34 protein-coding genes and 1 pseudogene are annotated in these 25,047 nt (G+C 40.6%); 34 read left to right on the top strand and 1 reads right to left on the bottom strand.

Annotated elements, in window-relative coordinates; translation table 11 throughout:
* Window positions 1–51: 51 nt before the first annotated feature.
* Window positions 52–585 (bottom strand): hypothetical protein, encoded by a 534-nt coding sequence (locus tag HMPREF0549_RS06030; RefSeq protein WP_003717378.1) that lies wholly within the window; start codon window positions 583–585, stop codon window positions 52–54.
* A gap of 53 nt (window positions 586–638) precedes the next feature.
* Between HMPREF0549_RS06030 and HMPREF0549_RS06035 the strand changes: the two genes are divergently transcribed.
* From HMPREF0549_RS06035 to HMPREF0549_RS06190, 34 genes and pseudogenes are all read left to right on the top strand, one after another.
* Window positions 639–818 carry a hypothetical protein gene (locus tag HMPREF0549_RS06035; protein WP_003717379.1) on the top strand — a complete coding sequence of 60 codons (180 nt, stop codon included), beginning with the start codon at window positions 639–641 and terminating at the stop codon, window positions 816–818.
* 31 nt (window positions 819–849) lie between these two features.
* Window positions 850–1,044 carry a hypothetical protein gene (locus HMPREF0549_RS06040; RefSeq protein WP_003717380.1) on the top strand — a complete coding sequence of 65 codons (195 nt, stop codon included), beginning with the start codon at window positions 850–852 and terminating at the stop codon, window positions 1,042–1,044.
* Complete coding sequence (locus HMPREF0549_RS09750; RefSeq protein ID WP_003717381.1) at window positions 1,044–1,199, top strand: hypothetical protein; 156 nt, start codon at window positions 1,044–1,046, stop codon at window positions 1,197–1,199. Before HMPREF0549_RS06040 ends, HMPREF0549_RS09750 begins: the two co-directional genes overlap by 1 nt.
* Window positions 1,186–1,749, top strand: coding sequence for a host-nuclease inhibitor Gam family protein (locus tag HMPREF0549_RS06045; RefSeq protein ID WP_003717382.1), 564 nt, complete (start codon window positions 1,186–1,188; stop codon window positions 1,747–1,749). Before HMPREF0549_RS09750 ends, HMPREF0549_RS06045 begins: the two co-directional genes overlap by 14 nt.
* A 2-nt stretch (window positions 1,750–1,751) precedes the next feature.
* Window positions 1,752–2,408, top strand: coding sequence for an ERF family protein (locus HMPREF0549_RS09365; RefSeq protein ID WP_081446188.1), 657 nt, complete (start codon window positions 1,752–1,754; stop codon window positions 2,406–2,408).
* A 5-nt stretch (window positions 2,409–2,413) separates the two neighbouring features.
* A complete protein-coding gene (locus tag HMPREF0549_RS06055; RefSeq protein ID WP_040531429.1) occupies window positions 2,414–3,088 on the top strand; it encodes a putative HNHc nuclease in 675 nt (224 codons plus the stop codon).
* Window positions 3,069–3,917 (top strand): conserved phage C-terminal domain-containing protein, encoded by an 849-nt coding sequence (locus HMPREF0549_RS09370; RefSeq protein ID WP_003717385.1) that lies wholly within the window; start codon window positions 3,069–3,071, stop codon window positions 3,915–3,917. Before HMPREF0549_RS06055 ends, HMPREF0549_RS09370 begins: the two co-directional genes overlap by 20 nt.
* Window positions 3,918–3,927: 10 nt before the next feature.
* Complete coding sequence (locus HMPREF0549_RS06070) at window positions 3,928–4,266, top strand: hypothetical protein (RefSeq protein ID WP_050754868.1); 339 nt, start codon at window positions 3,928–3,930, stop codon at window positions 4,264–4,266.
* Between the two features lie 132 nt (window positions 4,267–4,398).
* Window positions 4,399–4,548 (top strand): hypothetical protein, encoded by a 150-nt coding sequence (locus tag HMPREF0549_RS09895; protein WP_003717388.1) that lies wholly within the window; start codon window positions 4,399–4,401, stop codon window positions 4,546–4,548.
* Entirely contained in the window at window positions 4,548–4,823 is a 276-nt protein-coding gene (locus HMPREF0549_RS06075; protein ID WP_003717389.1) for a hypothetical protein, read from the top strand. Before HMPREF0549_RS09895 ends, HMPREF0549_RS06075 begins: the two co-directional genes overlap by 1 nt.
* Window positions 4,824–4,916: 93 nt before the next feature.
* On the top strand, window positions 4,917–5,339 hold the full coding sequence (locus HMPREF0549_RS06080) for a RusA family crossover junction endodeoxyribonuclease (RefSeq protein ID WP_003717390.1): 423 nt from the start codon (window positions 4,917–4,919) through the stop codon (window positions 5,337–5,339).
* The gene (locus HMPREF0549_RS06085; RefSeq protein WP_003717391.1) at window positions 5,323–5,799 is read left to right on the top strand and encodes a hypothetical protein; all 477 of its coding nucleotides are present in this window, start codon (window positions 5,323–5,325) and stop codon (window positions 5,797–5,799) included. Before HMPREF0549_RS06080 ends, HMPREF0549_RS06085 begins: the two co-directional genes overlap by 17 nt.
* An 11-nt stretch (window positions 5,800–5,810) precedes the next feature.
* Window positions 5,811–5,996: a hypothetical protein gene (locus HMPREF0549_RS06090; protein WP_040531432.1), complete on the top strand. Its 186-nt coding sequence runs from the start codon at window positions 5,811–5,813 to the stop codon at window positions 5,994–5,996.
* A 116-nt stretch (window positions 5,997–6,112) separates the two neighbouring features.
* On the top strand, window positions 6,113–6,538 hold the full coding sequence (locus HMPREF0549_RS06095; protein WP_003717393.1) for an ArpU family phage packaging/lysis transcriptional regulator: 426 nt from the start codon (window positions 6,113–6,115) through the stop codon (window positions 6,536–6,538).
* Between the two features lie 987 nt (window positions 6,539–7,525).
* The gene (locus tag HMPREF0549_RS06100; RefSeq protein ID WP_152378530.1) at window positions 7,526–8,179 is read left to right on the top strand and encodes a hypothetical protein; all 654 of its coding nucleotides are present in this window, start codon (window positions 7,526–7,528) and stop codon (window positions 8,177–8,179) included.
* Between the two features lie 138 nt (window positions 8,180–8,317).
* Entirely contained in the window at window positions 8,318–8,524 is a 207-nt protein-coding gene (locus HMPREF0549_RS06105; RefSeq protein ID WP_152378529.1) for a crAss001_48 related protein, read from the top strand.
* A gap of 503 nt (window positions 8,525–9,027) precedes the next feature.
* Window positions 9,028–9,198 (top strand): hypothetical protein, encoded by a 171-nt coding sequence (locus tag HMPREF0549_RS09900; RefSeq protein ID WP_003717397.1) that lies wholly within the window; start codon window positions 9,028–9,030, stop codon window positions 9,196–9,198.
* Between the two features lie 63 nt (window positions 9,199–9,261).
* Window positions 9,262–9,783, top strand: coding sequence for a terminase small subunit (locus tag HMPREF0549_RS06115; protein ID WP_003717398.1), 522 nt, complete (start codon window positions 9,262–9,264; stop codon window positions 9,781–9,783).
* A gap of 109 nt (window positions 9,784–9,892) precedes the next feature.
* Window positions 9,893–10,621 carry an NUMOD4 domain-containing protein gene (locus HMPREF0549_RS06120; protein ID WP_003717399.1) on the top strand — a complete coding sequence of 243 codons (729 nt, stop codon included), beginning with the start codon at window positions 9,893–9,895 and terminating at the stop codon, window positions 10,619–10,621.
* Window positions 10,622–10,676: 55 nt separating this feature from the next.
* Window positions 10,677–11,162: a hypothetical protein gene (locus HMPREF0549_RS10210; protein ID WP_309299739.1), complete on the top strand. Its 486-nt coding sequence runs from the start codon at window positions 10,677–10,679 to the stop codon at window positions 11,160–11,162.
* 12 nt (window positions 11,163–11,174) lie between these two features.
* Window positions 11,175–11,951, top strand: a pseudogene (locus tag HMPREF0549_RS10215) (PBSX family phage terminase large subunit); the annotation flags it as partial.
* Window positions 11,952–11,960: 9 nt separating this feature from the next.
* A complete protein-coding gene (locus HMPREF0549_RS06130) occupies window positions 11,961–13,709 on the top strand; it encodes a phage portal protein (RefSeq protein ID WP_003717402.1) in 1,749 nt (582 codons plus the stop codon).
* Window positions 13,696–14,640, top strand: a complete 945-nt coding sequence (locus HMPREF0549_RS06135) for a minor capsid protein (RefSeq protein ID WP_003717403.1) — start codon at window positions 13,696–13,698, stop codon at window positions 14,638–14,640. Before HMPREF0549_RS06130 ends, HMPREF0549_RS06135 begins: the two co-directional genes overlap by 14 nt.
* Window positions 14,641–14,774: 134 nt before the next feature.
* Window positions 14,775–15,386, top strand: a complete 612-nt coding sequence (locus tag HMPREF0549_RS06140; RefSeq protein ID WP_040531440.1) for a DUF4355 domain-containing protein — start codon at window positions 14,775–14,777, stop codon at window positions 15,384–15,386.
* Window positions 15,387–15,399: 13 nt separating this feature from the next.
* A complete protein-coding gene (locus HMPREF0549_RS06145; protein ID WP_003717405.1) occupies window positions 15,400–16,419 on the top strand; it encodes a hypothetical protein in 1,020 nt (339 codons plus the stop codon).
* Window positions 16,420–16,612: 193 nt separating this feature from the next.
* Window positions 16,613–16,960, top strand: a complete 348-nt coding sequence (locus HMPREF0549_RS06150) for a phage head-tail connector protein (RefSeq protein ID WP_003717406.1) — start codon at window positions 16,613–16,615, stop codon at window positions 16,958–16,960.
* Between the two features lie 14 nt (window positions 16,961–16,974).
* The gene (locus HMPREF0549_RS06155; protein WP_258409008.1) at window positions 16,975–17,292 is read left to right on the top strand and encodes a hypothetical protein; all 318 of its coding nucleotides are present in this window, start codon (window positions 16,975–16,977) and stop codon (window positions 17,290–17,292) included.
* Window positions 17,279–17,800 carry an ACT domain-containing protein gene (locus HMPREF0549_RS06160; protein WP_003717408.1) on the top strand — a complete coding sequence of 174 codons (522 nt, stop codon included), beginning with the start codon at window positions 17,279–17,281 and terminating at the stop codon, window positions 17,798–17,800. Before HMPREF0549_RS06155 ends, HMPREF0549_RS06160 begins: the two co-directional genes overlap by 14 nt.
* Window positions 17,800–18,195 (top strand): hypothetical protein, encoded by a 396-nt coding sequence (locus tag HMPREF0549_RS06165; RefSeq protein WP_003717409.1) that lies wholly within the window; start codon window positions 17,800–17,802, stop codon window positions 18,193–18,195. Before HMPREF0549_RS06160 ends, HMPREF0549_RS06165 begins: the two co-directional genes overlap by 1 nt.
* A 31-nt stretch (window positions 18,196–18,226) precedes the next feature.
* The gene (locus tag HMPREF0549_RS06170; protein ID WP_003717410.1) at window positions 18,227–18,916 is read left to right on the top strand and encodes a hypothetical protein; all 690 of its coding nucleotides are present in this window, start codon (window positions 18,227–18,229) and stop codon (window positions 18,914–18,916) included.
* Between the two features lie 84 nt (window positions 18,917–19,000).
* Window positions 19,001–19,486 (top strand): tail assembly chaperone, encoded by a 486-nt coding sequence (locus HMPREF0549_RS06175; protein WP_003717411.1) that lies wholly within the window; start codon window positions 19,001–19,003, stop codon window positions 19,484–19,486.
* Window positions 19,487–19,509: 23 nt separating this feature from the next.
* Complete coding sequence (locus HMPREF0549_RS06180; RefSeq protein WP_003717412.1) at window positions 19,510–19,875, top strand: hypothetical protein; 366 nt, start codon at window positions 19,510–19,512, stop codon at window positions 19,873–19,875.
* Complete coding sequence (locus HMPREF0549_RS06185; RefSeq protein ID WP_003717413.1) at window positions 19,868–23,905, top strand: tape measure protein; 4,038 nt, start codon at window positions 19,868–19,870, stop codon at window positions 23,903–23,905. Before HMPREF0549_RS06180 ends, HMPREF0549_RS06185 begins: the two co-directional genes overlap by 8 nt.
* A gap of 125 nt (window positions 23,906–24,030) precedes the next feature.
* Entirely contained in the window at window positions 24,031–24,888 is an 858-nt protein-coding gene (locus HMPREF0549_RS06190; RefSeq protein WP_338085943.1) for a phage tail domain-containing protein, read from the top strand.
* The last annotated feature ends 159 nt before the right edge of the window (window positions 24,889–25,047 follow it).

The raw sequence follows: 25,047 nt of genomic DNA on the forward strand, positions 1-25,047 counted from the left end.
CATTATATCTACAAATTCTGAGTATTTTTGCGCCACTTATGGCTTTAGGAATTATTTACTTTGACAATTTTGATCCTTTTGGAGAGCAAGCCTCAAAGGTTCTGAAATGGGGTCTAATTTTAGCTGCTTTGCTAACTTTTCTGCCTCCAATAATAATTGCTCTATAAGTGCATTGTACTCATTAATGGCATCCTGGGCTTCTGGAGACAATGGCTCAAGCGTTTGACCTTTGGATAACAACTCAAGGTTATGGCTATTTTGCTTGATAACCGCCGATTTACCTTGATGAACTATGAAATACAATTTCTTGGCCGACTTTTTCCCCATGAATTGAACGTTATTTATTAACAGCTTTTCAAATGGCTGGAACTTATCAAACACCAGCAAGTTGTAAAAGTCATATTTTCCAATCCTTTGCTTATATAGCATTTCCATCAATGGAATATATAGAGAGTTATATCGAAGATACCGTTGATCCCTTTTGAACTTTTTGTTTGCTGCTAATTGACCTAACAAATAAGACACAAAAACAGAAATGAAAGAAACAACTATGGATGCTAAATAAATCTTGTTTTTTACACCCATAAGTTTCACCACCTTTCAGGTGTGAATTATATCAAAGAAAGAAGGTGACAATCATGAAGAAATTGATTCTAGTATTAGCAACCGGATTCTTCTGTTACTGCTACAGCTGGGGAGATGAACTAGGAATGTTTGTATCATTCATGTACATCTTCTTTGAACTAGCAGAAACGTTATATCACTGGTCACAAAAAAAGAGCGACAGTGCCGCAAACACTGACGCTCAAAATAAGTAACTTAGATTTTTAACTTACGAGGTAATTATAAATGAAAATTATGGAAAAAGAAACACCTGCAATGACAGCTTATTACAAAGGATGCATGGAAGGACTAGACATGATGGTGTTAGACACTACCAATCCTCATTGTTTACATGTTAATGAAGTCAATGATGCAATGGCATATTTTGCTATGAAAGAAATCCTCAACGACCATTTGTGCGAAGAAATGGGGTGGGCTTAATGAATAACGAAAAAGAATTAGAAAAAGCAGAAAAGAAGTATCTTGACCCCGATAACGACCCACTTCACTTAGACGAAGTAGTCGTTGAAGATGGCAACTATTACAGTAAGGACACTTACGACGCAATGAGAAAGGCTGACGATGATGAAGACTAACGCTATTGAAAAAGACCAAGAAGTAAAAGAGCAACAACCAAAACGTTATCAAATTGAAGATAAGCAAGGACTAATTTGGACATTTCAAAAGGCAGAGCAAGTTCGACAAGAAATTGCTGGCAAGAAAAAGATGATGGAAAAGTCAATCGAATTTTATCAGCAACAAATCAAGGACCTGCAAGCTGAGCTAGATAACTTCAAATCGATTGCTATGCAGTATGCACAAGAACAGATTGACGAGGATCCTAATTGGGAGTTCAAGGATTCACCGTTTGGAAGAATTGTTCAAAGCAAGCCATCGACCAGCTTACAAGTAGCTGACGAACAAGCCCTAGTTAATCGGTATAAGGGTACAGAATTCGTTAAACACGTTGAAGAAGATAAGCTCCGCTGGGGTGATTTAAAGAAAACGTTGTCCTCTCCAGATGGTGAGCACGTTGTTAATAGCGATGGAGAATTGGTCGATGATGTAAAAGTAGTTACTAAACCATCAAAGATTGAAATTAAACACAAGAACGAAAAAGGCTCATGGGTAACGAAGGAGGATTAGTAATGACATTATCGCAAATACAATTTGAACTTAAAGCTCCTAAAAGCCAATTTAACAAGTTTGGTCATTATGCTTACCGTTCAAACGACGATATTCTCAAAGCGGCTAAGCCATTACTGAAAAAGTATGGTGATAATCTAAGCCTTACCGATGAACCGGTGTTGGTTGGCGATTGGCATTATATTAAGGCGACAGCAAAGTTTACTGATAAGGACGGCAAAGAAACAACGGTAACCGGGTATGCTCGAGAATCAGTAAGTAAGAAGGGAATGGATGACAGTCAAATTACTGGGACAGCTTCTAGTTATGCCCGTAAGTACGCTCTTAATGGCTTGTTCCTAATTGATGATACTAAGGATGCCGATACTAGTGAATATCATCAGCAGAATCAACAACGGCAAACTAGCAAGCCATCAAGCAAACAGCAAGGTAACAACCTTACTGTCAATGCTAACCGTTATAAGACGTTAGTTAATAAATATGCTAAGATAGCCGGTTCAAGCTTTGATGCAGTAAATAAGGATGTGAAAGGCATTATGGAAAGCGATCAGAGTAATAAACAGCTATCGAAGAATGACTACTTAAAGAAATCAATCGGCTTAGTAGAAAGCATGCTCAAGTCGGCTAAGCAAATGCAACAGGAGGAACAAGCGGGGTGATGTGATTGTACGGCAAGTTAATAAGTACGTCCGGTAATACCGTGCAGATTACGCTAGATGACGAGTTAAGCATTGATCGTTTAACTACCTTAGCTAACGGCAAACAACCCACAGTCGAGCTGTCAGTCGAAGATGGCCGGCATATCACACCAGACCAACGTAAGAAAATCTATGCTTTGATTAATGACTTCTGTGCTTACACCGGATATATTCCGGAGGAAGCCAAGGCGTACTTCAAAAGCATGGTTGAAGGAATTTTCAACGTTGAACCATTTAGCTTGTCGAACTGTTCCGTTACAACCGCTAGTTACATGATTACGACTATCTTAGATTTCATGTTCCACGAAGATATTCCGTTTAGAACTAAAATCTGGGATTCACTGCCAAGCGATTTCCCACGAGTTGCCATGTGTATTCGGCATAAGAGATGTGCCATCTGCTTAAAAGAGCATGCGGATATTGACCATGTAACAACCGTTGGAATGGGACGTAATCGAAATACAATCAATCACACTGGAATGTATATTGAACCGCTATGTCGGGTACACCACACAATTAGACACGCAATGGGAATCAAGAGCTTTATGCAGCGATACCATTTGAAACCGATCAAGGTAACGCCCGAGTTAGCCAAAGAACTTCATCTAGGGAGGATAGATTATGCCGAAGCGCAAAGTTAAAAACGTTAATAGAACATTTAATGGCGTTTGGATTCCTAAAAAATACTGGCTAGATGAAAACCTATCAATAGTCGAAGTTACTTTTATGGCAGAGATAGAAAGTCTTGACGGAGATAACGGATGTTATGCAAGCAATAATCACTTTGCAGAATTCTTTGGAATGACCGCTAGTCGAGTATCACAAATAATTAACTCATTAAGTGATAGAGGATACCTTCAAATTTCTTATGAAAAGAATGGTAAGCAGGTAGTTAGCAGATTAATTAGGGTAGTTAATAAATTAAATGGGGGTATTAAGAAAACTAAATCACCTATTAAGAAAACTAAAGGGGGGTATTTAGAAAATTGTGAAGGTAATAATACATATAGAGTAATACAAGATAATAATACAGATAAGAGTAATAAAGGGTCGGCACAGCCACCCCACCTATCCGCACAGCGGAAAGAAGTTATTGATTATCTGAATAAGAAAACGGGTAAACGGTTTAAACCTAACGCTGATGGCAATAAGCGAGTAATTGACCCTCGCCTGAAAGACGGTTACACGGTTGATGACCTTAAACACATCATTGACGTTAAGTATGCTCAATGGCATGGGAATACCTTTAGTAACGGTCAACTTGGGGACAACTACTTGCGACCGGAAACGTTGTTTAGAGTATCTAAAATCGAGGGATACCTGAACGAGGAAATGCCGAAGCGCAAGTCTAAAGAACCTACGCCAGATTGGTTTAATCAAGAAGATCCTAAACCGACTAAAAATCCTGATCCACGTATTCAGCATGGATATGTAATGCCAGATGACAGCATGGATCCAATACCAAAGTGAGGTGGAACAAATGATAACAGAAGCTAGAAGAAAATGGGCTTCCACGATTAAGCGACTAGAAGTTTTACCCGAAGATAAATTCATTGGCGATGATGGTGTTGTTTACTACAAAGCTAGCGGGTCTGTTAAGTCTAACCTGCGTGTAGCTGTGTATTATCTTGGGTGTCTTGATGAACGAGGCGAAGAATACCAAGTACCGTTTGACCGAAAGAAGTTTGAAAGCTTGTTGAGTGAGCCTGTTGGGAAAAAGAAGCTCGATGAAGCAGTCAGGATTAAGCATGAGTGCGCTAAGATGGCAAGGAGAAATGCGTATGAAGTTTTAACGACTAAAAGCCCTGTACGAGGCTAACGCTAACGTGCATTACAAAGGCAAACTGTGCGAGGTCATCAGCGTTAACGCCTTGAAGCAGACCGCACAAGTAGCAGAGGTGGATCAGATGTTTCCACCGGTGGTTGAAGTGAAAGCGAGTGAGTTGGACTAATGGATAGTGTGTTGTATGCGGTGCTGTGGTTTGCGATTGCGCTGATTGCAGTAGTGACGATGAAGTTTGCTGGTGGCTGGGTACTGCTGCCAGTAGTGTTAGTAATTATCCTGGCGTTCATTGCAGGACGAATGAGGGAAGGGTGGTAATGATGTACCTGTACATGTTTCAATCAAAGGATTATGTCCGTGATGATTGCGTAGAAGAGTACATGGTAGCTGCTAACACGAAGAAAGAAGCTGTCAAAAAGTTTAGACAAATTCTGAACGAAAACGACGCCATTCTAAATTTTCATGTACAGGTGTACAGCCCTGATTGGTGGAATGTATATCGTTATCCGCTTGAAAAACTGGAATTAATGCGATTTGGCGGTGAAACGACAATGCCGTGCAAGATTTGGAGGGATGCAAATGAGCATATATGACTTACTAGCAATCACGGCAACTGGAGCAATTGGCTTTGTGCTGGGAGTGGTAACGACGATTAAAGTAGACAGCACTCACGAAAGGATTAAGAAGTGAAACTCGTTTTTGAAATTGAACCAGTTGAGCAGGCAAGGCCGAGGGCAACCAGGATGGGACGAGGTATTCGCTTATATGATCCTAAGAAGGTGTCAGTGTATAAGAAGCAACTAGCAATGATGTGCAAGTTTCAATACAAACAAGCGCCGTTAACTGGTCCGCTCAAGGTTGAATTGAACTTCTTTCGTCATGTGCAATCGAGCCTATCAAAAAAAGAGCGTGCATTGCGCTTGTCAGGTAGCCACAGACCTGTTGTAAAGCCCGACACGGATAATTACATTAAATCTACTTTGGATGGCTTAAATGGGCTTCTGTGGGAAGACGATAATCAGATAGTCGATCTAGTAGCACACAAGTATTACTCAGACAATCCACGTGTAGAAATCGAGGTGACACAATTAAATGAATTGCATAACTGATAATTTACGGGCGGCAATGGATTCACTCAGTGCAAGGTATAACGATTCTGGAATAAGTGAGTGGGGATCATCAAAAGAAAAAATTGATGATGTCTTATCACCTAATGACTGGAGAATGAAGGAAATTATTAAATTTCGTGAGCGAATCGAATCTTCAGATGTCTCGAGAAAGCAGAGAGCAATTAATAAAATTCGTTCTGAGCTTAAAAGGCTAAATATCACTGATGATGAAGCGAAGATTAGGAAACTCTACGAGAGCGGTTTAGGTAATAATCGCATTAAAGCAATTACTGGTATTCCACTGACGAGGATCGATCAACAAATTAATGAGTATCGAAGAGCTCACAGCGGATATATGAAGACTAAAAACTTCACTACTTATGTCGATGCGCTTGTCTTATTGCGCAGTGGAATGGATGTTAAGCCTACCAGCAGAGCATTTAAGAACAGTTACAGGTAGGGATGTTAAGCATGGTATACAAGAACAACAACGTTTATGCCTTGTACAAAGGGGATGTCTTTATCGATGTGGGTACTTATGATGAATTGTCTTCAAGGCAGAAGATGGGGTTGAAACATCTGCATTCTACTGTTGCTTGGACGAAGAAACACATTAGGAAGCCTGGTAATCATTTATTGATGATTCGGGTTAAATAAAAAAATCGGTGCAATTTCAGTTGATTTTGCACCGAAAAAATAAAAGATGTCCGTAAAGCGAACATCCCATCGATATAAATATAACAAACTAATTATATCACAAGGGGTGTAGGCGCTTGAACCGCATATTTGAAAAGTATAATCGCAAGAAATCATGTGACAATGCCCGAAAGTGGTTGTCTGAATATTGGGATTGGCGAGATGAAGCTAAGCGTAAAGAGATTACTATCGGGTCGCCTTCTTTTGATGGGCAGCCCAAAGGCAAATCGTTTGCTCCAGATGCGAGAATGACAGACTGGGCAAATGCACAAAGCGAATGGAAAAGAAGAGAAGGGGTAATCGAATACATAGCATCAAAAGGGGATGAGCATGAACTTTATGCCTTGATACTTGATAACAGGTTTGTTCATCATCATCGCAGTGTGACCGAAGTAAGAATGAAGCTTGGCTTATCAGAGCGTACCTTCTATGACTATCAGGATAACGCCTTGTATGAAGCAGCAAGAATCATCCCCGTCAAAGGAATTTTAGTTGAAAAGTAATTCTGCAGTCTTTCTGCAGGTTTTCTGCAGTAAATCTGCAGTAAATACGCAGGATTTTGAGGGAAAACGGCTTTAATATGTTATTGTCGCAAAGATATGCGAATGCTTTTCAAATTAACGACCTGAGCACGTCGTTAAACTACTCAAATTAATCAACTCTGGCTTAAAGGAGATAGACAAGTTACGAACACCGCAACTCAGGATCTCTCTATTAAGCGTGTGTGAATCGGAACCGGCCGAGCGATGGGTTCGAGTCCCATAATTCACGTCGAGACTAGTAACAAATTATTTTACAGTCACGAGCAATTGGTTTTCCAATTTTCTAATAAATATTCCTTTCAGAAGTACTCAAAAAAGCATTAAATACCGTCTCTGCTAGTCTCACGGTAACCACGTTGAAATCGCAACGAAAGAAGCTCGCACTCAACTTCAACGGCTTAACGAGTGCACATTATACTTGCGGAAAGGGACATCCCTTACACGTAAGTTTACGCTGATAAAGGTGTAGGATTTGACGTCCTACGGGAACGGTTCGATTCCGTCCATCAGCATTGGAAGACAATATATATTTGGAGGTGAAGCTAGCACCTCACTCGTCTTATGCCTTCCATATTGAAGCACAATCAATTAAAGGAGATGATCCTGACCCTTCTTTTGTTGATTAACAGTGCTTCGTGCTATGGTCCTCGGCAGGGCACAGGTGGAAATTTTATGCGATTCAACGGAAGCTTGCGCACAGCGGTGGTTCGACTCCACCCTCTAGCATAGTAAGCAATCATTAAGAATAACCACTATAATCTTAGACACGTCAACTCGATTGCTTACGAGCTTCAGCAAGCACCACAAAAATATATTTGATTCTATATATTGGTGTGAATGCAACACGTTTGCTGGAGCGTGTCTGGTGTGGAAAGCCGGGCACACATATACATCACCCAAGCCTAGTCAAACGACTGGGCTTTTTGTATGATGTTATCGGTGATGTATATGAAAATTGTTTATGATTTCTTTGTGGCTCATTGGGATAAGGTGATACCAATAGTAATTTCAATAATAGCCTTAGTAATTTCAATTGCAGGTTGGATATCTCAATATAATTTTTCTAAAAAATACTCAAAGCAAACAGATATTGTTATATCTAATTCAATCTTATTAGCTCTATACGATATTGATTTGTTGATATTTAAGGTAAATCATGTTGATGATTCTAGATTTGATAAAGCACAATTACTATTTCAAATAGAAAGTCTTAAAGATAATTTGAGATTGGTAAAATCGATGAGGTTAGATCAGCTATCCGTGGATTCAACATTGAATTATCAAACATATTTAAAAGATTTGAGAGAAATAATTTATAAATTAGAAAGTGATATTGAAAAGTTTGGTAATGAGTTAGAAACAACCGATGATGAAACTGCTACGAGGATTCATTGGCGAAAAGCCATTCTTAAGTCTTTATTTGTTACTAGAAAAGAGCTAAAAAAAGATAGTCGATATATCGATGAAAATAAAAATATATTTGAGAAAAAATATAGTAAGGCATATGAGTCCATGGATAAGGAAGCCGAGTCTAAAGAAGCTACTAGTATTGTTGTGCCTGTTGATTTACTAAACCAATTTAAAAATAAAAAAGATAAATAATTCATTAGTCAGCTTAACGGCTGCCTTTTTTGTTTGGAGGGAAATGTGAATTACTTAGATTTTATTACAAAGAAAAATAATGACCAGATTTTAATAGCGCTGGGTAATAAGTTTATTCCACAGGAGGTATCTGACGAGATGAAAGAAGAAAATGAACGATTGGATCGATTATCAGCAGAACGAGAAGAACTAGCAAAAAAGATTACTAAGCTGAAGACATTTATGAAGTCTGATACTTACAAGCAACTAGACGACTTCGACAAAACGATTTTACAAGAGCAAAAGCATTCTATGAAGTCTTATAAACGTGCTCTTGATTTACGGTTAAAGTGGACGATTTATTAATGTACCAGACTAAACGATTTGGCTTGGTAGCATCTAAGCAAGAGTACATGATGTTGTGCCGAGCTGAGAAACATATGAAGCAAAAGAAAAAGCCGACAGGTCAACGCTTGCCAGCTTTTAAAGTACTTAAAAATAAATAAGATTCTTTCAATTTTCTGTTGTTATCTATACGTTAATAATGTATAATGTAAATGTAGTCAAGTAAGGGACGCCCGAAAGACTACAGCGTTCCGGAAGTGATTCCCTGAATCCGGAAAGGGGATGATACTGATGGAAATAAAAGTACTCCGGAAAGAGAGGCTGCCATGTTATCGCACTGACAATTTGGTTATTGTCGGTAGCCGCGATTAACTTCGCTAAGGCTTATGCGATAATAAAAAAAGCTAATCGCAAATAGCGGTTAGCAGGTTAGCTTTATTTCCGGAACGCAAGAAGTCAAGAGATGGAGCCTCTTGGCTTTTTGCATATTTAGTATACCATATTAACGTGAGAAGGTCGACATTATGGTTAGTGAAGCTCAACTGAAGGCTAATAAGAAGTGGAACGATAAGAACAAGGACAAACAACGGATATATCGTTATCGGTCTTATGCGCGTAAGTTTATCCGTGATTTAGCTGATGATGATGATTTGAAAGAACTACAAGAATTAATACATAAACGATTGAATAACTAAGGCGATAGCTTAACGGCTACCGTCTTTTATTTTGCACAGAGAAAGGTGGTGTGGTGATATGCCATGAAATTGACAGCAAAACAACGATTGTTTGCAGATGAATATATTAAGAGTGGTAACGCCACACAATCTGCGATAAAGGCTGGATATGCCAATGAAGTATCAGGTAGAGAAAACCTACAAAAACCTACGGTAAAAGCCTATATTAACGCCAAAATGGGCGAGATTGAATCACACAAAATCGCAGACGCTAGAGAAGCTATGCAGGCCATCACTTCTATTGCTCGTGGCGAAACGACTGAAACACAAGCACAAATTAATCCTTTGTCTGGCCAATGGGAGAAAACTGAAGTGCCAGCTAACTTAAAGACAAGGCTTGCAGCATGGCGTGAAGTATTAAAGCGTTATCCATTGGCCGATGAATTAACAAAAGCTCAATTGCGTAAGGCTAACGCTGATGCTAGAGTTGCTGAAGCTCGTGCGAAGGCGCTTGAAGATAACGGGCAAGACATCGCCACAGCACTTGACAAAGTCATGGATAAATTAATCGATGAAAGCAACAAAGAAAGTGGCAACAAATGCTGATATGATGGGCTTTGTGGCTGATTTGGTAGTATAATATTATTGTAAAAGAAAAGCCCTAGCGGTGCTGGAGACACCTTAGAGCAGGTAACCATAGAAAGGATATGATTACATGGATAATTCTAAAGAAATTTGGAAAGATATTCAAGGATACGAGGGATTGTACCAAGTTAGTAATTTAGGGCGTGTAAAAAGCCTATATAAAGGTGGCACTATCCTTAAAGGATCGGTAAACAATCGTGGCTATCATATAGTCATGTTGTATAAAGGTGGAAAATACAAACATCTTTTAATACATAGGCTTGTTGCTCAAGCATTCATTTCTAATCCTCAGAAACTGCCGCAAGTTAACCATAAAGATGAAGACAAATCCAATAACAGCGTAAGTAACCTTGAATGGTGTACAAACATTTACAACAATTTGTATCATGACAAAGCTAAAAGGGTTGGAGTTAAAGAAGGCAAACCTGTAGCGCAATATACATTAAGCGGTAAGTTGGTTAGGGTTTGGAAGTCGTCACATGAGGCAGAAAGAACTGGCTACCATGCTAGGCATATTGGTGAGTGTTGTTCTGGGAAAATACAAACTCACCAAGGATATATGTGGCGATTTGTGCTTGGTGATGAAGCGCCAGCGACAATTGATCCATACATTAAGAAAAGGTTCACTAACCGAGCTGATTTAAGCAAGCCTGTGGGCCAGTATGATTTGAATGGTAATTTAATAAAAATCTGGCCATCAAGACATGAAGCTAAAAGAAGTGGCTTCGATGATGCAAGCATAAGTTATCATTTGAAGAATGGTAAACCATATAAAGGCTATTTTTGGAAACAAATGTAATAAAGGAAAAGGCACTCATTTGAGTGCTTTTTTATTTGAGAGGAGGTGGTTAAGGTTGGCGTTATCAGATATTCTTACAGCAAAACAGCAATCTGTATTGCAGAGCTATTTACATGATGATTGGCGCTTAATGATCTTAAGTGGTGCCGTTCGAAGTGGGAAAACCTTTATCGATAATTGGCTTTTTTTAATGGAACTTAGACGGGTATCAAAACTTGCCAAGCAAAGTGGGGTGAGAAAGCCTCTGTATATTCTTGCTGGATTTTCAAGCAATTCTATTTTTACAAATGTTATTGCTGCTCTTAATAACCAGTTTGGTATTGATCTGAAGCCAGATCGCCATGGTCATTTTCACTTTATGAATGTAGAAATTGTACAAAGTTATACAGGCACCGATCGTGGTGTTAATAACATTCGTGGTATGACGGCAATGGGCGCTTATATTAACGAATGCTCATTAGCCACCGAAAGTGTGTTCCAAGAAATACTTCAGCGGTGTAGTTTTAAAGGTTCAAGAATTATCTGTGATACCAACCCTTGACCAGATAACCCTAATCACTGGTTAAAGGTTAATTACATCGACAAGGCAGACAATCCCAAGTCACGGATTAGATCTTTCAACTTCACAATTGACGACAATACATTTTTGCCTGCTGAGTATGTTAGTGCCTTAAAAGCGCAAACTCCTTCGGGGATGTTTACAGACAGAGCTATTTATGGCTTATGGGTTACTGGTGAAGGTGCTATCTATCGTGACTTTGACGAGCGCAAGATGGTTGTTAATGATGTGCCTAAAATGGTTCGCTATATAGCTGGTATCGACTGGGGCTATAATCACCCGTGCTCAATTACTGTGTTTGGTATTGATGCCAATAGTAACTATTACTTGGTTGATGAAAAGACGGAACGATTCAAAGAAATTGATTATTGGACTAAAGTAGCTCGTAAATTGCAAAAGAAATATGGTTATAAGATGCCGTTCTATTGTGATACAGCGAGAACAGAGTTCATTGACCATTTCAAACATAACGGGATTAATGCCTTGTACGGTTGGAAGTTGGTCGTACCGGGTATTGAAATTGTAGCGGGACTCATGAAGAGTGGCCGCTTTTTTGTTCAGAAAGGTCACACGCAAAAGTTTATGGAAGAAATCTATAATTATCAGTGGGACGACAAGGCTGAGGATAAGCCAGTTAAAGAAATGGACCACGTTATGGATTCGATGCGGTACTGCTTGGCTACACCAATCCATGAACAAGAGCAGAAATCATACTACCCAACTAACGATAAGCAAACAATTACTAAAGGACTACGACGTTTTGGATTGTGAGGTGTCTAAATGGTACTTGATACTAAAGAGTTATATGCACGGTCATTGCTGAATGGCAGACGATGGTCGCCGGAAGCTAACAAGGCTTATGTAATGCCAAAAGATGAATTTAATACAGCATTTAAGGGCGGTAACTTGACGTCGATTAGCCAGGTTGTCGCTTATTTTGTATCACGGCATTATATGATTGATTCGCCACGAATCACGAAACTTCAACGTTATTACTTAGGCGATAACGATATTCATTATTGGGCGAACGATAAGAAACTTCGAAACCGGGCTGATAACCGGATTGCCTCTGGTTTTGCTAAGTTTATTACTAACATGCGGGTTGGTTACATGCTGGGTAAACCAATCCAATTTAAGCCAGATGATGAAGATGGCGATAATAGTAAGATTGATAATTTACTCAACCAATTCAATCAGGAAAATGATGAGAAATACCATGAAAAGGTCATGAAGACTAACTTGTCGACTACTGGTAGAGCTTATGAGCTGCTTTACGCTGGCGAAGCTACTGAAGATGATGAGGGTAATGTTCAAACACCTGACGTTAAGATGCGCGCGATTGACCCAGCAACAGCTTTTGTGGTGTATGACACTTCGATTGACCGTCACAGCTTGTTTGGCGTGCGCTACTACACAGTTGAATACAACAGCAAGCAATATAGCTACATTGACGTCTACACTACTGATACGACTTATCACTTTAAGAGTAGCGATGGATTAACTACTCAAAGTGACAGCGATTACCAGTTGGTTAGCAAGGAAACAACATCGTTTGGTGCTGTTCCATTAACCGAATTCGTTAACAATGAAAACATGACTGGCGATTGGGAATCCAAGCTTGATGAAATTGATGCATATGACTTGGCTATGTCTGAAATGGCTAACAGTGAAGAAGATTTTGCTAATGCTAAGTTGGTTCTGAATGGTGACCTTGATTTCAGTGACAATGAAGTCGAAGTAAAGAATGCTGACGGTTCAACCATGATTAACGATGACGGTCAGCCAGTCAAGGTACCAAAGATTGACACCAAAGACCCGTTCTTGTGGTTGAAACCATCGGTTGTCCCATCTGCTAATGGTTCAAATACCATCATCCCTTCATCTGCTGAGTATTTGACTAAGCAGATTAACGAAGCAGGGTGGCAAACCTTCATCAATCAGTTGAGCACTGATATTCATAAGGATACCAACACACCAAATACGACCGACGAAGCGTTTAGCGGTCAATCGTCAGGTGTGGCTTTGATGTATAAACTTTTTGGTGAAGACCAAGAGCGGTCAATGCAAGAAAGCTTATATACACGTGGCATTATGCGCCGGTTACGGTTGTTGGGTAATTTCTGGAAGAAAAACCTAGAAATCGATAGTCCTGATTTAATGAACAGTTACACGCCACACTACACACCTAACTTGCCTCGTAATAATGCTGACTTGGTAAACATGGTCGTCCAAATTGCCAACTCAAACTTAGTCAGTGAAGACACGTTACGTGAAATGATTAGTCAAGTCACTGGCGTAAGTGCTGATGCTGAAAAAGAACGGATTGATGCTGAAAAACAGGAGAATGAAGGCCCAAGCCAATTCGATGATGCTCCACTTAAAGGCGTCAATCCAGTTGATTTAGCTGAAGCACAGGCTAAGGCAAAGCAACAAGTGCCCGATGCACAGCCAAAGACTATGAATGACTTATTCAGTGCAATGAGACAAGGCCAATCAGACGATAAGAGTGATAACAATGCTAAGTCGTAAGCAGATGCGCCGACTGATTAAATCGGTCTATGGTGCTAATAACAAATACGGCCAACAATTAGAAAGATTATATAAACGTGCTAATCGTCAAATTAAGGGCGAAATTAGCGCGTTTTTAGATTCTAAAGCTAATTGGTCGGGTAAGCCTTCAAAAGACGACCTGGATGATATTAGACGTGAATTGCAACTGATTAGCAATGAAGATGTTAGTTCACTTGTTAATGGAGCAATTGCGATGGTTACGATGGGTCACCCAACTAATGGTGACTTGGAAACTGCTCGTATTGCAGTACCGATGATTCAAGTGGCTAAACAACAACATGCTCAACTACGACAAATGGCTGGCACAGTACCGCAAAAAGTACAGCAGATTAGCCATGTGCAAGCTAACGTAACGCCTCAATATCACCGTTTACCAGTTAATTATGACTTGATGCTGCAACATACCGCTAGTCGTGCGGTGGACAACTATAACTCGGGTGATAACAACATCAATAGCAACATTCAAAACGTGATTACTAAGATTAAGCAGGTCGCACAACAAGCTTCACAGTCTAGTGATGCTCATACTGATTGGGCTAATCGGATTGAAAAGATTTTGACTGGCAATAACGTTTCAAAGGGCGCTAGTGGTTCGGCTCAACGAATCATACGAACGGAAGCCTGCCGTGACCTTAACAGCTCGACGATTGTTGATTATCAAGCTCGTGGAGTTTCTCAGTATCGGTTTATGTCACTTGAGGCAGAGAATTCATGTTCTGAATGTACTGATATCGATGGCAACACTTATGACGTTGATGATGCTGAGGAAGGCGTTAATCTTCCACCAATGCATCCTAATTGCCAATGTTGGATTGTAGAAGTTCATGATTCTGATGCCGATGATTTACCTTTGGTTGACGACATGATGGACGATGATGATTTTGAATAACAAATAAGCAACTACTCGGAAACGGATAGTTGCTTTTATTTTGACTAAATTTATGACTTCAGCGGTCAACAGTCGTTAAAGAGATGGCTAGATTCGCCGCCGGGCGTAAAGCGAGATTTAAGGAGGACATTTATATGCCAGAAGACGTAAAAAAAGAAACACCAAAGAATACTGAAGAAAACAAGCAAGAAGAGCAACAAGTTTCAAAGCAAGCTACGTTTACTCGTGACGATTTAGCTAAGCTCGTTAAAGAGCAGTTAGATGCTAAGAAGGCTGAGTGGGAACAAAAGACTGCTGATGCGGTTGCTAAAGCCAAACAAGATGGCAAGGACGAAGCCACGATGACTGCGAAGGAACTAGCTGATAAGCATGCCAAGGAACGTGAAGCGGAGTTAGACAAGAAGAGCGCAGAACTTGATAAGCGGTTTGCTGAATTAGAACGACGTGATCGGTTGTCTCAAGCCCGCAACATGCTTTCTAAAGCTAATCTGCCAACCGATGCTGCTGAAATGCTCGTTGGTAAAGATGAAGAAGAAACTCAGCAAAACATCGATAAGTACAAGTCTTTAGTTGACCAAGGTGTAAAGAACGCTATTCACCGTAGTTCTGCTCAATCAGAACCACAGAATGGTGGTTCTGGCAGTGATGTTCCAACTAAAAAGTTCAGTGACATGACGTTAGACGAACAAACAGCTCTCTATCGTGAAAATCCTGACCTTTACATGCAACTAAGCCAACAAAATTAGGAGGAATAAATAAATGGCTGATAAGTTTACATCTTTAGCTGACATGATTGTGCCTGAAGTCTTCGCCAATTATGTTATGAATCTATCTACTAAGACTAACCGTTTGATTCAATCTGGAATCTTAACTAATGACCCATCACTTGGCGGTCAACTTTTAGCACCCGGTGACTTTGTCAACATGCCTTTCATTAACGATATTGCTGACGCTGATGACCCACAACCTTGGACTGATACTAATGATATCGAAGTTGAAGGACTTACTTCTGGTAAGCAATTGGCCTTCAAGTTCCGTCAAGCTAAGGCATTCGGTTACACCGACATTTCGTCATTAGTTTCAGGTGCTCCAGTGCAACAAGTAATTGCTCAACGGTTCGCCCCATACTGGAACTTCCAAGACCAAAAGATTTTGAACCACATCTTGAAGGGTGTATTTAGCAACACCGACATTGCAACTGCTAAGAGTTTCACTGATACTGATACTTTTGGACCTAAGGGATTCTTAGCTGCCATTGGTCGTTTAGGTGACTTACAAGACAGCACCTTTAACAAGATTGCCGTTAACTCAGCAACTTATGCTGAAATGAAGGCTCAACAAATGATTGAAACCGTTCAACCTGCTAATGCGGTAACTCCAATTAATACATACAACGGTATGACAATTGTTGTTGATGATGATTTGCCAATTACTGATGATGGTGTATCAACTTCATATGTATTTGGTAATGGCTCTGTGGGCTACTCTGTTGCATCACCATCTGACGCTGTTGAAACTGAACGTCAAGCACGTACACAAGGTGGTCGGACAAACGTTATTAACCGGCGTGTTGTTACTACTCACGTTCTTGGTACTTCAGTAGCTAAGTCATTCGTTCCTGCAGGTCAAACTGTTACCTACGCAGAACTTGAAAAGGGCGACACTTGGGCTTCTATTGTTGACCCACGTAACATCAAGATTGTTCAATATAACGCCAAATTGGATAAGGAATTCATCCCTGCAAAGCCTGCTCAAAAGGAACCAACAGTGGGAAAATAACATCCCCGTCTGATAATGGGGCTAATGCTTCATCATCAACAGACGGGGCATTTAACCCCAATGGCAACGTTAAACCAACAAATGCACAAACCGTAGACCAAATTAAGGCCTACATGGATGCACATGGTATTCAGTACAACAGTGCTATGAACAAATCTGACTTGTTGAATGCTATCAAGTGAGGTGAATCTAAGTGATTCAAACAGACTACATCTTAAATGCGGTTAAGACTGATAAAGGAATCACCGATGATTCAATGGACAAAGCCTTAACAAATTACATTCAGCAAGCAAGTGATATGGTTTGCTTATATGTTGGAGAGGACAGCTTGCCAAAGCAATTAGCAGTAATCGTTATTCGAATGACAGAGGCCCATTATGTTCAAACTGTCAACGATGCCGATGGTACAAAATCATATAGCGAAGAAGGGGCTAGTTGGTCTTTTCAGGATAACGAATTAGACCCTTATATCACTTTGCTTGAAAAGTATCTTGCTAATCGTGATGGCTCTGGATTTAAGGGTGGTGCTTGGTCATGGTAAGCAGGATTAGACCATTGATTTTAATCACGAAAGTAACTAAGCACGGTAAACTTGATGACACAGTAGAAAAGAGCTATAAGAAGGTCATTTCGCATCTTACAGAAGTCAATGGAGCTCAAGTCCAAAACAATTTGTTTGGTAAGCAATATGATATGACATGGTTAGCTCGTATTCGTGGCAATCAAGTTGCGGATTCAGTAGCCTTTCCACAAGAATCTGTAAAGAATGAAGAATTACCAGAACTAGATGTAATTCAAATACGAAAACATGCTAATCGCACAGATATTTATTTCGCATCAGATCGTGAGGTGAACGCTGATGAGTTGGACTAATGACCACGTACCTGAAATTGATATCGACTATGACGATGAGGAAGCCAAACAAACACTTGCTGAAATATCGGCAGTGCTTGATAAAAACGGCTTTGGAGATGCTGGAAGAGAACTACGAATTAGGTCGGCTAGAGCATTAACGGCTGGCGAGCGAGCAGTCGATGTTATGGCTGATAAAACAGTTCAAGAGGTTTCAACATTAATGCGTGAACGACAGTATCGCCAACCAAGTTACCATCCGGGTGTTTATGCATTCGACCATAAAGTTAACAATCAACACATGGTCGACCGCTTAAAAGACCACAAGGACGGTAACAAGCACCGCATCTATACTGATATCAACAACAATGGTTATAACTATTCTCAGGCATTTGAGTTTGGACTACTAACTCGTAAATATCCAGCGCACCACCCGTTTGAAGATGCGGCAAATCATCTCAATTTGCATTCGGGCAACGGAAGCCTTGATGATGATGTATCAAATGCAATTTCAAGGGGGTTTGATTAATGGCACCTTTTGTTGAGCTATATACGTCAATCATTGATTCGATTAGTGGCTTAGGAGTATCAACGTATACTCCGTCTCAAAAAATACCTAAGAAACTTCCTACTTGCCGTGTAAGCATTTTGAGTGGTGATCCGAATGAGTATGTAAAAAATGCTCGTCGTTATAGCTATTCATTTCAAATTGATGCAATTACTCCTGATAACGGATTAGAGGAAGGATTAGTGCTTGCGTATAAGATTATGCAAGCATTACGAAAAATCTCTGTAGACGGCTTCTCTGTGCAAATGAACGGGGAACCATCATTAAGTTCAATGGTCGATTCATCAACAAACAGAATTCTAAATAGACAAATAATTAGAGTAAATTACAACATTATCGAGGACACGATTTCATAGTCGTGTCCTTTTTCGTTAGGAGGAAAAATAAATGGCAGAAATTTCTACAAAGAAGCTTGTGGAACCAAAGTCCTCAGATAAGGTTTTGTATTACTACAAGCTGATTAAACATGAACCATTAGCCAATAAGTGCCACCCATTAGGTACACAAGGGGCTACTTCAGGCACTAACACGGCTACTTTGGGGACCACTCAAACTAAGCAATTTAACATCAAGGACACCGGTTCAATTAACCAACAACGGGTTGTTAATATCATTCTGACTAATGGGGATGGTTCTAAGACCGATGTCGCACGTGACCTTTACTATGCTTGGGAGCACCACGAAAGCATTGGTCTATGGCGTGTTGATTGGAACACTGTTCACATGTCAGGCAGTAAGCAAGTCGTTAATGCTGAATACTCCGAAGTTAAGATTTCTGCATTGCCAGAAACCGAAGCTTTGAACACGGCTATTAGCCAAAACATTACCTTCGAAGTCACTGGAATTGCTCGTCGTTATGATGAAGACGGTAATCCATTCGTTATGAGTCAAGAAGATTTTGATGACGGCATGTTCTCAACAGTTGCTAAGTTCTACAACTTTACCTTGCCTAGTCAAATCGGTGCTGATGCATCTGGTAACGTTGTTGATAACTCCAGTGACGACTCACACGGCGGTGATTCTTCAGCAACTGCTAAGCTCGGCGCTGCTACTGATGAATCAGGCGCTGGTCACTAGTAGCAGGTGGCTCTCACTAACTAGGATTTAACTACGTCGCCTAAGAAATAAACAGTACGCAAGGGCGGCCTTTAGGAGGTTCAAATGTTAAAGATTAATGGAAAAGATTACGACGTGAAGTTCAATATGCAATTTGCTAATCGATTGATTGAAGATTACGCCGTAAAAAATAATGACGGTCAAGTTACTCTTGATGGTTTCAGTCATTTGATTAATGACTTGGTTGATTGCCAACCTGAAGCGATTATTAATGCTTATCGCTACGCTTTAGATGTTCCAACCAAGCAACTGCCTTCACTGAATGATGTTGCTCAAGGCTTGGAGGAAGCAGGCGTATTTAAGAACCCTGACGTGTTATCTGACCTGTTCAAGAAACTGAAGGACAATGGTTTTTTAATGCTGAAATTAAAAGCCTACCTGAAATCGCGTCAAAATATCGTGGACGTATCCAAGAAAGTCTTGTCTGGGCTTACCGACAAGGACCAAAAGGAATCAGCCACCATCGACCTCAAGTCAGCGGAAGCCGGGTTAACTCAAATCAAGAAAGAGTTAAAGCAGCTCGAAAAATAATTGATGAATGGCATAAGGACTTTTTGAAGCGGTTGAAAGATGCCAATACAGTCTTTGGCCCGTTTAAGCCGGATGAATTAAGCCGACTAACCATTCCTGAGTTTGAATTTATGCTTGCTGGAGTACAGCAGAAAGAACTTAATCAGCGTCAATTTTCATTCATGCTGACACAGGTTTCTCGACCGGTTCTCATGGCTGAAAAGAGTATTAATGCTGACAAGATGTCAAGTATGCTAGATAAGTTCCAAAACGATTTGGACAACTTTGACGATGAAGATTACCAGAAGCAACAAGCAATCAGAAAGAAACGTGAAAAGCAATTTGGCTCATTCTTCAACAAGTTCTCACGCCAAAATCAAGAAAAGGCAGGGAGGGTAAAACATGGCTGAAATTATTGCTCACAAGAAAATTGTCATCAGTGGTGAAGACCGTGTTACCTCTGTCATTGCTAAGACTAATCAGGCTTTTAATCAGTTAGAGCAACATTTATCCCAATTGGGGATGAAGTTTAACTTCGGAGCTACTGAACAAACTTCATATAAGAATGCTTTGAATTCCACCAAATCAACCGTCAATGAAACTGATGAAGCTATTCAAAAGTTAGATCATAACATCGACAAATTGAGTGGAACGAGAACGGTAACCGTTCAAGCTGACACAATTACGGCCCGAACTAGCCTTGATGAGTTTGGTAAAAATGTTGATGCCTTGAAGAACAAGGCACCTATCATTAAGCCACATGCTGATACCAGTGAAGCACAAACTCACTTGCATCAACTGACTGGTGCTACTAATGAAGCTCAAAAGGCCGGCCATTCTTTGACTAGAAACTTCGTGGTTGGTTCGCTTATCAGTAATGGTATTCAAACCGCAACTACGAGTCTAATTGGCTTTGCCAAGCAAGGATTAGCAGCTGCGGCAGCTGGTCAACAAGTTGTTGCTCGGTGGAGTGCATTAGGCATGACTAAAGGTCAAATCAAAGAAGTTGGTGCGGCTGTTGCTGATTTGAAAGAGAATACCAACATGTCTGGAGCCGCAGTCGGTAACTTGGTTACTCGGTTCTACGGATTAACTGGCAGTGCAAAAGAAGCCATTACACTTTCAAAAGGTGTTGGGTCAATTACTGATTCACTGCATCTTTCAAATGCGGCATCTGATGCCTTTGCTAATGGTCTGGCTCGGATTGAATCTGCCGGAAAAGTTACGACTCAATCATTAGGTCGTTTGGAAAAACAAGCGCCTGGTTTAACTGCTGCTTTGCAAAAAGCTAGTGGTATGAGTAAGAAGTCATTTGATGATTTGCTTGCATCTGGCAAGATGACCACTTCTCAATTCAATGACATTCTTGAAAAAGCTTCAGTAGATTATGCTAAAAATGCTAAGAGTTGGGAGAAAACCAGCGAAGGCGCCATTCACCATATGAAAACAGAATGGTCTGATAGCTGGAAAACAATGATGGCTCCGCTAGCACAATCATCTAGTCAAGGACTTGGTGCATTATCAAAAGCACTTGATAAGCTTCAGCCACAATTCAAAGAAGTTGGAGAAGCAATTGCTGACTTAGCTACGAAATTTGCAAAATGGTTAACGCCTAAACATGCTGAAGATTTAGGCAAGATTGTAACTGCATTTGGTCGAATGGCAATCGTACTTGGAAAAGGCGTTTGGAAAGCTGCAATGGCTCCATTTGAATTGATTGGTCGAGTTATTCAATTGCTATCTGGAAAACATGGTGATGCGTTAGATGCCATTGCTGACGGTCTTGATCGAATCAGCAAAAACAAAATTGCAATGAGCGTTTTGGAAGGCATTGGCATGGTCTTGATGACCCAATTTGCCTATGGGAAGCTATTCAAAATTGCAGATGGTCTTGGACTAGTTAGCAAGGGAATTTTAAGTATCGGTAGAATGAAATTTACCGGACATATCTTTAGAGATATTTTCAATGGTGCTGAAAGCCTTAAAAGAATCAAGATTAATCCAGCTCAATGGTTCAAAGGTGGAACTAGCTGGGCTAAGAATCTGTTTAAGCCTTTGCCTAGCGAAGCTCTTAAAACTGGTGAATCTGCTGGTGGCAACTTTATTACTCGCTTTGCGGCCAAAACTAATGCTTCAAAATTTGCACAGGTTGGACGCTCACTGGGTGGCCGAATCCTTTCAGGTGTTGGTTTAGCCGTAGAAGCATACGACCTTGTCAAAGATATTCATGGAGCCTTTACAACCCATAATGGAACAACTCGTTCACGTGATGTTGGGAAGGCTGCTGGTGCTGGTATTGGTGCCGGTATTGGATTCTTCTTTGGCGGTCCAGCTGGAGCCGCACTTGGTGGCTTAATTGGTCGTACAATCGGTGGTAAGATTGGGCCTTCAGTTGGTAAGTTTGGTAAGAGTATCGGATCAGTATTGAATGATATTTTTGTTAAGCATGATTGGAACAAAGTCTGGTCAACTATCGGTAAAGGATGGCAATCGTTCTGGAAAGGTATGGGTAACTGGTGGGATGAAACTATCGGTAAAAAAGGCTCAAGCCATTCTTCAAAAGAACCATCCCAAAAAGAAATCAAGTCATTGGGGGGTAATCACTACTCAAAGTCTGATATTGCCAATATCAAGCAGATGAACTCAGCCGTACGGGCTTATACTCAATCGCTTAAAGAGTTGAAAGCTATCGTAAAGAAAGACGACCCAACTAAACAACTACGTGATATGAGTAAAGAGTTCCGCAAGATTAATCCAGCGGTTAAAGAGTCAGCTAAATACTGGAAGGGTTTGGCTAAGCCACTTGAAACATCTGCTAAGGCATTCAAGGTGGTTGATAAAGCCCTTGATACTTTTAAGCGCAAGAACAACCCAATGGACCGGCTTAACTCGTCAGTGCAAAAGCTGACCAAGACGGTTAAGAAAGAGCAGTTCGGTAAGTTACTTGCTCAACAGATGCAAGTAGCCGATAAATCGATGAGTGGCAAGCATTCATTCGTTGGTCAATTTGAGAAGATGACTAAGAATGTTATTTCTGAACTGAAACGCTTTAGAAAATCATTCGATAGTGATTGGAAGAATACGTGGACTAGGCTTGATTCATACCCAAGTCGTGGCCTATCAAGAGCACTCAGTGTTGTATCAAGTCATTTGAATGCCATTTATAGTCGTGAGCATAGCTTTACGAGTCGATTCATTTCTAGCTGGCGGAGTTGGATTAGTAACGTGGTTAGTGCCATGCGTTCAGGGTTTGATAAGCTACCGGGCATTGCCCAACGTGCCATGTCAGGCATTGTTAGCCGGTTGAACTCTGGTATCAGTGCTATCAATGCTGTTATCTCTGATTTCGGTGGTGATAAGCGTTTAGGCTCAATCCACTATGCACGTGGTACTTTCTTTCACCCAGGCGGTAAGGCTGTTTTGAATGACGGGCCAACCGCACATAAGCAAGAGCTGGTATGGGAACCTTCACGTGGATTCTCGTTACCACAAGGTCAGAACACTGTTCATGACCTAGAACGTGGTGCAATGGTACTTGATGCTCCCCACACTGACCCATTGCTTAATCGGATGGGTATTCCTCACTATGCAGGTGGGACACTTTCAGAAGATGAACAAGATAAGTTGGCTGAAGAGTTTATTGACAACCCAGTCAAAGCTTCACGTGATTTAGTCTTGAAGGTTACTAACTGGAACTCAAACGTACCTGTAATTGCTGATTTAGGTAAAGCAACGGCTATTGGATTCTCACGTGGGATTGCCAACGTCTTAAAGGATTTGCTTGGGATTATCAAGGAACCAATCAACGGTGATTGGACACCTGTAATTAAGTCAGCTGCTCGTTTGCTTCATTTCCACATTGCCGGTTGGCAAATCGCCAAGCTGTTACGGCAGATTCAAACTGAATCAGGTGGGCGTGAAGTTATTACTAACAACTGGGATAGCAACGCAGCAGCTGGGCATCCATCTCAAGGTTTGCTTCAGTTTATTCCATCAACATTTAATACATGGGCAGTTGGTAAGTATCGTGACATTAACAAAGGTTTTGACCAAATCTTAGCTGCTATTAATGCCCTTAATCACGGTGGTGAAGGTGGTTGGGGCAATATCGGTAATGGTCACGGTTGGGCTACTGGTGGAGAAATTACATCGCAACAGTTCGGCTGGGTTGGTGATAATGCTCAACACCATGAATTTGTGATTAATCCGTACAACAGTAATGCTTTGCCACTGCTAACTAAGGCATGGACTGTTATGAACGCTAACCACCCTGAGTGGAGAACACCTACTGATAATTCTTATAACTCTGAAATGATTGCTCTGATGAAAGCGGCTGTTGCTTCAATCAATAGCATTGACATTCATCCTCGTGTTGAAGTTGAAGATGTGGCAAAACCGATAAACAAGTACAATGCCAAACGTATTGGCATGATGAAGTGAGGTGACTGACTATCGTTCAAGTTTTTTCAACAAAAGAAAAGCCTAGTGCATACCCTTTCCTTTCTCCGACAAAAGTTGGAGTTGGTGGGAAGAATTACCTAGACTTTGAACCTATTGAATTTGCTATTTCTGGAGATGCCAAGAACTGGGTAAGTTGTTTTGATGTTCCAGAGCTTGAAGGAGTTTACTGCTATCGTTCTCCTGACGTTCAGCCGGCTGTTCAAACAGACAATCTGAAAAAGATTGGGCTAATGGACGGCCAACGATTACTTTCAAGCTCGTACGATACCCGACAGATTACAATGCAGGTAGTCGCAATGGATAACATTGATGAGAGCGATTCTCTATTAGCCTATGACGCATTACAAAGATTCTTGGTTAGCCGTGAAGCTTATTGGATATGTTTCTCACAGTGGCCTCAAAGAATGTACTACGTCAAAGCCAAGCTATCAGCGCCTACGTTTACCGCTAATAGCTGGTCTGCTACGGTGACTTTCACTGACCTTATCGGCTTGAGTCGGAGTATTGGCACATCGTTAACCTATACCCAGAATGAAGGCTTTGGTAATAACATGAAGAATGCTAAACCAGAGTATACGTTCACTGGTAATTCTTTCATCGTGTATAACCCTTCTGATGTCATGATTGATCCGGAAAGGCGAGGGCATGAACTTAAAGTGATTTGTGAGGGCACATCTAATGGAAAACTGAAAATTACCAATAAGACTACTGGTGATTCAATTTCACGTATTGGCGCATATACGACTGGATCTAGTGGAGACACACCAACAAGCAAAGAAGGGCAATCACCATTCAACGGTACTTGGGAAATTAATGGAGTAAGAACAACTCTAAATGGAAAATCAGATCAAATGCAAACTGACGATGGTGTTATTAGGCTCCAACCTGGGAGCAACGAAATCTTAGTGGACAATTTCTCTGGAAAGATAACGTTTGACTTTCCGTTTTGGTGGCTATCATGAGCGAAACGGTATTAATTACGAGCGACCTCAACAATAATGGGGGAACACCTGGTGTAGAGGAACGTATTGATTGGAGCGACCTATATAACTCATTCAAGGTGAATTTTCAGCTAAATACCTCTTATGAAATATCATTTACTGCTACTTATACTGATCAAT

The organism is Limosilactobacillus vaginalis DSM 5837 = ATCC 49540 (assembly GCF_000159435.1).
GTDB lineage: Bacteria > Bacillota > Bacilli > Lactobacillales > Lactobacillaceae > Limosilactobacillus > Limosilactobacillus vaginalis.

Bases quoted from the DNA above. Each gene is read 5' to 3' on its own strand.
- HMPREF0549_RS06140 (WP_040531440.1), top strand. From the start codon at position 14,775: ATGCCAGAAGACGTAAAAAAAGAAACACCAAAGAATACTGAAGAAAAC.
- HMPREF0549_RS06120 (WP_003717399.1), top strand. From the start codon at position 9,893: ATGGATAATTCTAAAGAAATTTGGAAAGATATTCAAGGATACGAGGGA.
- HMPREF0549_RS06035 (WP_003717379.1), top strand. From the start codon at position 639: ATGAAGAAATTGATTCTAGTATTAGCAACCGGATTCTTCTGTTACTGC.
- HMPREF0549_RS06030 (WP_003717378.1), bottom strand. From the start codon at position 585: ATGGGTGTAAAAAACAAGATTTATTTAGCATCCATAGTTGTTTCTTTC.
- HMPREF0549_RS06130 (WP_003717402.1), top strand. From the start codon at position 11,961: ATGGTACTTGATACTAAAGAGTTATATGCACGGTCATTGCTGAATGGC.
- HMPREF0549_RS09900 (WP_003717397.1), top strand. From the start codon at position 9,028: ATGGTTAGTGAAGCTCAACTGAAGGCTAATAAGAAGTGGAACGATAAG.
- HMPREF0549_RS09365 (WP_081446188.1), top strand. From the start codon at position 1,752: ATGACATTATCGCAAATACAATTTGAACTTAAAGCTCCTAAAAGCCAA.
- HMPREF0549_RS06045 (WP_003717382.1), top strand. From the start codon at position 1,186: ATGATGAAGACTAACGCTATTGAAAAAGACCAAGAAGTAAAAGAGCAA.
- HMPREF0549_RS06135 (WP_003717403.1), top strand. From the start codon at position 13,696: ATGCTAAGTCGTAAGCAGATGCGCCGACTGATTAAATCGGTCTATGGT.
- HMPREF0549_RS06185 (WP_003717413.1), top strand. From the start codon at position 19,868: ATGGCTGAAATTATTGCTCACAAGAAAATTGTCATCAGTGGTGAAGAC.
- HMPREF0549_RS09370 (WP_003717385.1), top strand. From the start codon at position 3,069: ATGCCGAAGCGCAAAGTTAAAAACGTTAATAGAACATTTAATGGCGTT.
- HMPREF0549_RS06160 (WP_003717408.1), top strand. From the start codon at position 17,279: ATGAGTTGGACTAATGACCACGTACCTGAAATTGATATCGACTATGAC.
- HMPREF0549_RS06040 (WP_003717380.1), top strand. From the start codon at position 850: ATGAAAATTATGGAAAAAGAAACACCTGCAATGACAGCTTATTACAAA.
- HMPREF0549_RS09895 (WP_003717388.1), top strand. From the start codon at position 4,399: ATGGATAGTGTGTTGTATGCGGTGCTGTGGTTTGCGATTGCGCTGATT.
- HMPREF0549_RS06090 (WP_040531432.1), top strand. From the start codon at position 5,811: ATGGTATACAAGAACAACAACGTTTATGCCTTGTACAAAGGGGATGTC.
- HMPREF0549_RS09750 (WP_003717381.1), top strand. From the start codon at position 1,044: ATGAATAACGAAAAAGAATTAGAAAAAGCAGAAAAGAAGTATCTTGAC.
- HMPREF0549_RS06145 (WP_003717405.1), top strand. From the start codon at position 15,400: ATGGCTGATAAGTTTACATCTTTAGCTGACATGATTGTGCCTGAAGTC.
- HMPREF0549_RS06075 (WP_003717389.1), top strand. From the start codon at position 4,548: ATGATGTACCTGTACATGTTTCAATCAAAGGATTATGTCCGTGATGAT.
- HMPREF0549_RS06165 (WP_003717409.1), top strand. From the start codon at position 17,800: ATGGCACCTTTTGTTGAGCTATATACGTCAATCATTGATTCGATTAGT.
- HMPREF0549_RS06170 (WP_003717410.1), top strand. From the start codon at position 18,227: ATGGCAGAAATTTCTACAAAGAAGCTTGTGGAACCAAAGTCCTCAGAT.
- HMPREF0549_RS06085 (WP_003717391.1), top strand. From the start codon at position 5,323: ATGAATTGCATAACTGATAATTTACGGGCGGCAATGGATTCACTCAGT.
- HMPREF0549_RS06115 (WP_003717398.1), top strand. From the start codon at position 9,262: ATGAAATTGACAGCAAAACAACGATTGTTTGCAGATGAATATATTAAG.
- HMPREF0549_RS06100 (WP_152378530.1), top strand. From the start codon at position 7,526: ATGAAAATTGTTTATGATTTCTTTGTGGCTCATTGGGATAAGGTGATA.
- HMPREF0549_RS06070 (WP_050754868.1), top strand. From the start codon at position 3,928: ATGATAACAGAAGCTAGAAGAAAATGGGCTTCCACGATTAAGCGACTA.
- HMPREF0549_RS06105 (WP_152378529.1), top strand. From the start codon at position 8,318: ATGAAAGAAGAAAATGAACGATTGGATCGATTATCAGCAGAACGAGAA.
- HMPREF0549_RS06175 (WP_003717411.1), top strand. From the start codon at position 19,001: ATGTTAAAGATTAATGGAAAAGATTACGACGTGAAGTTCAATATGCAA.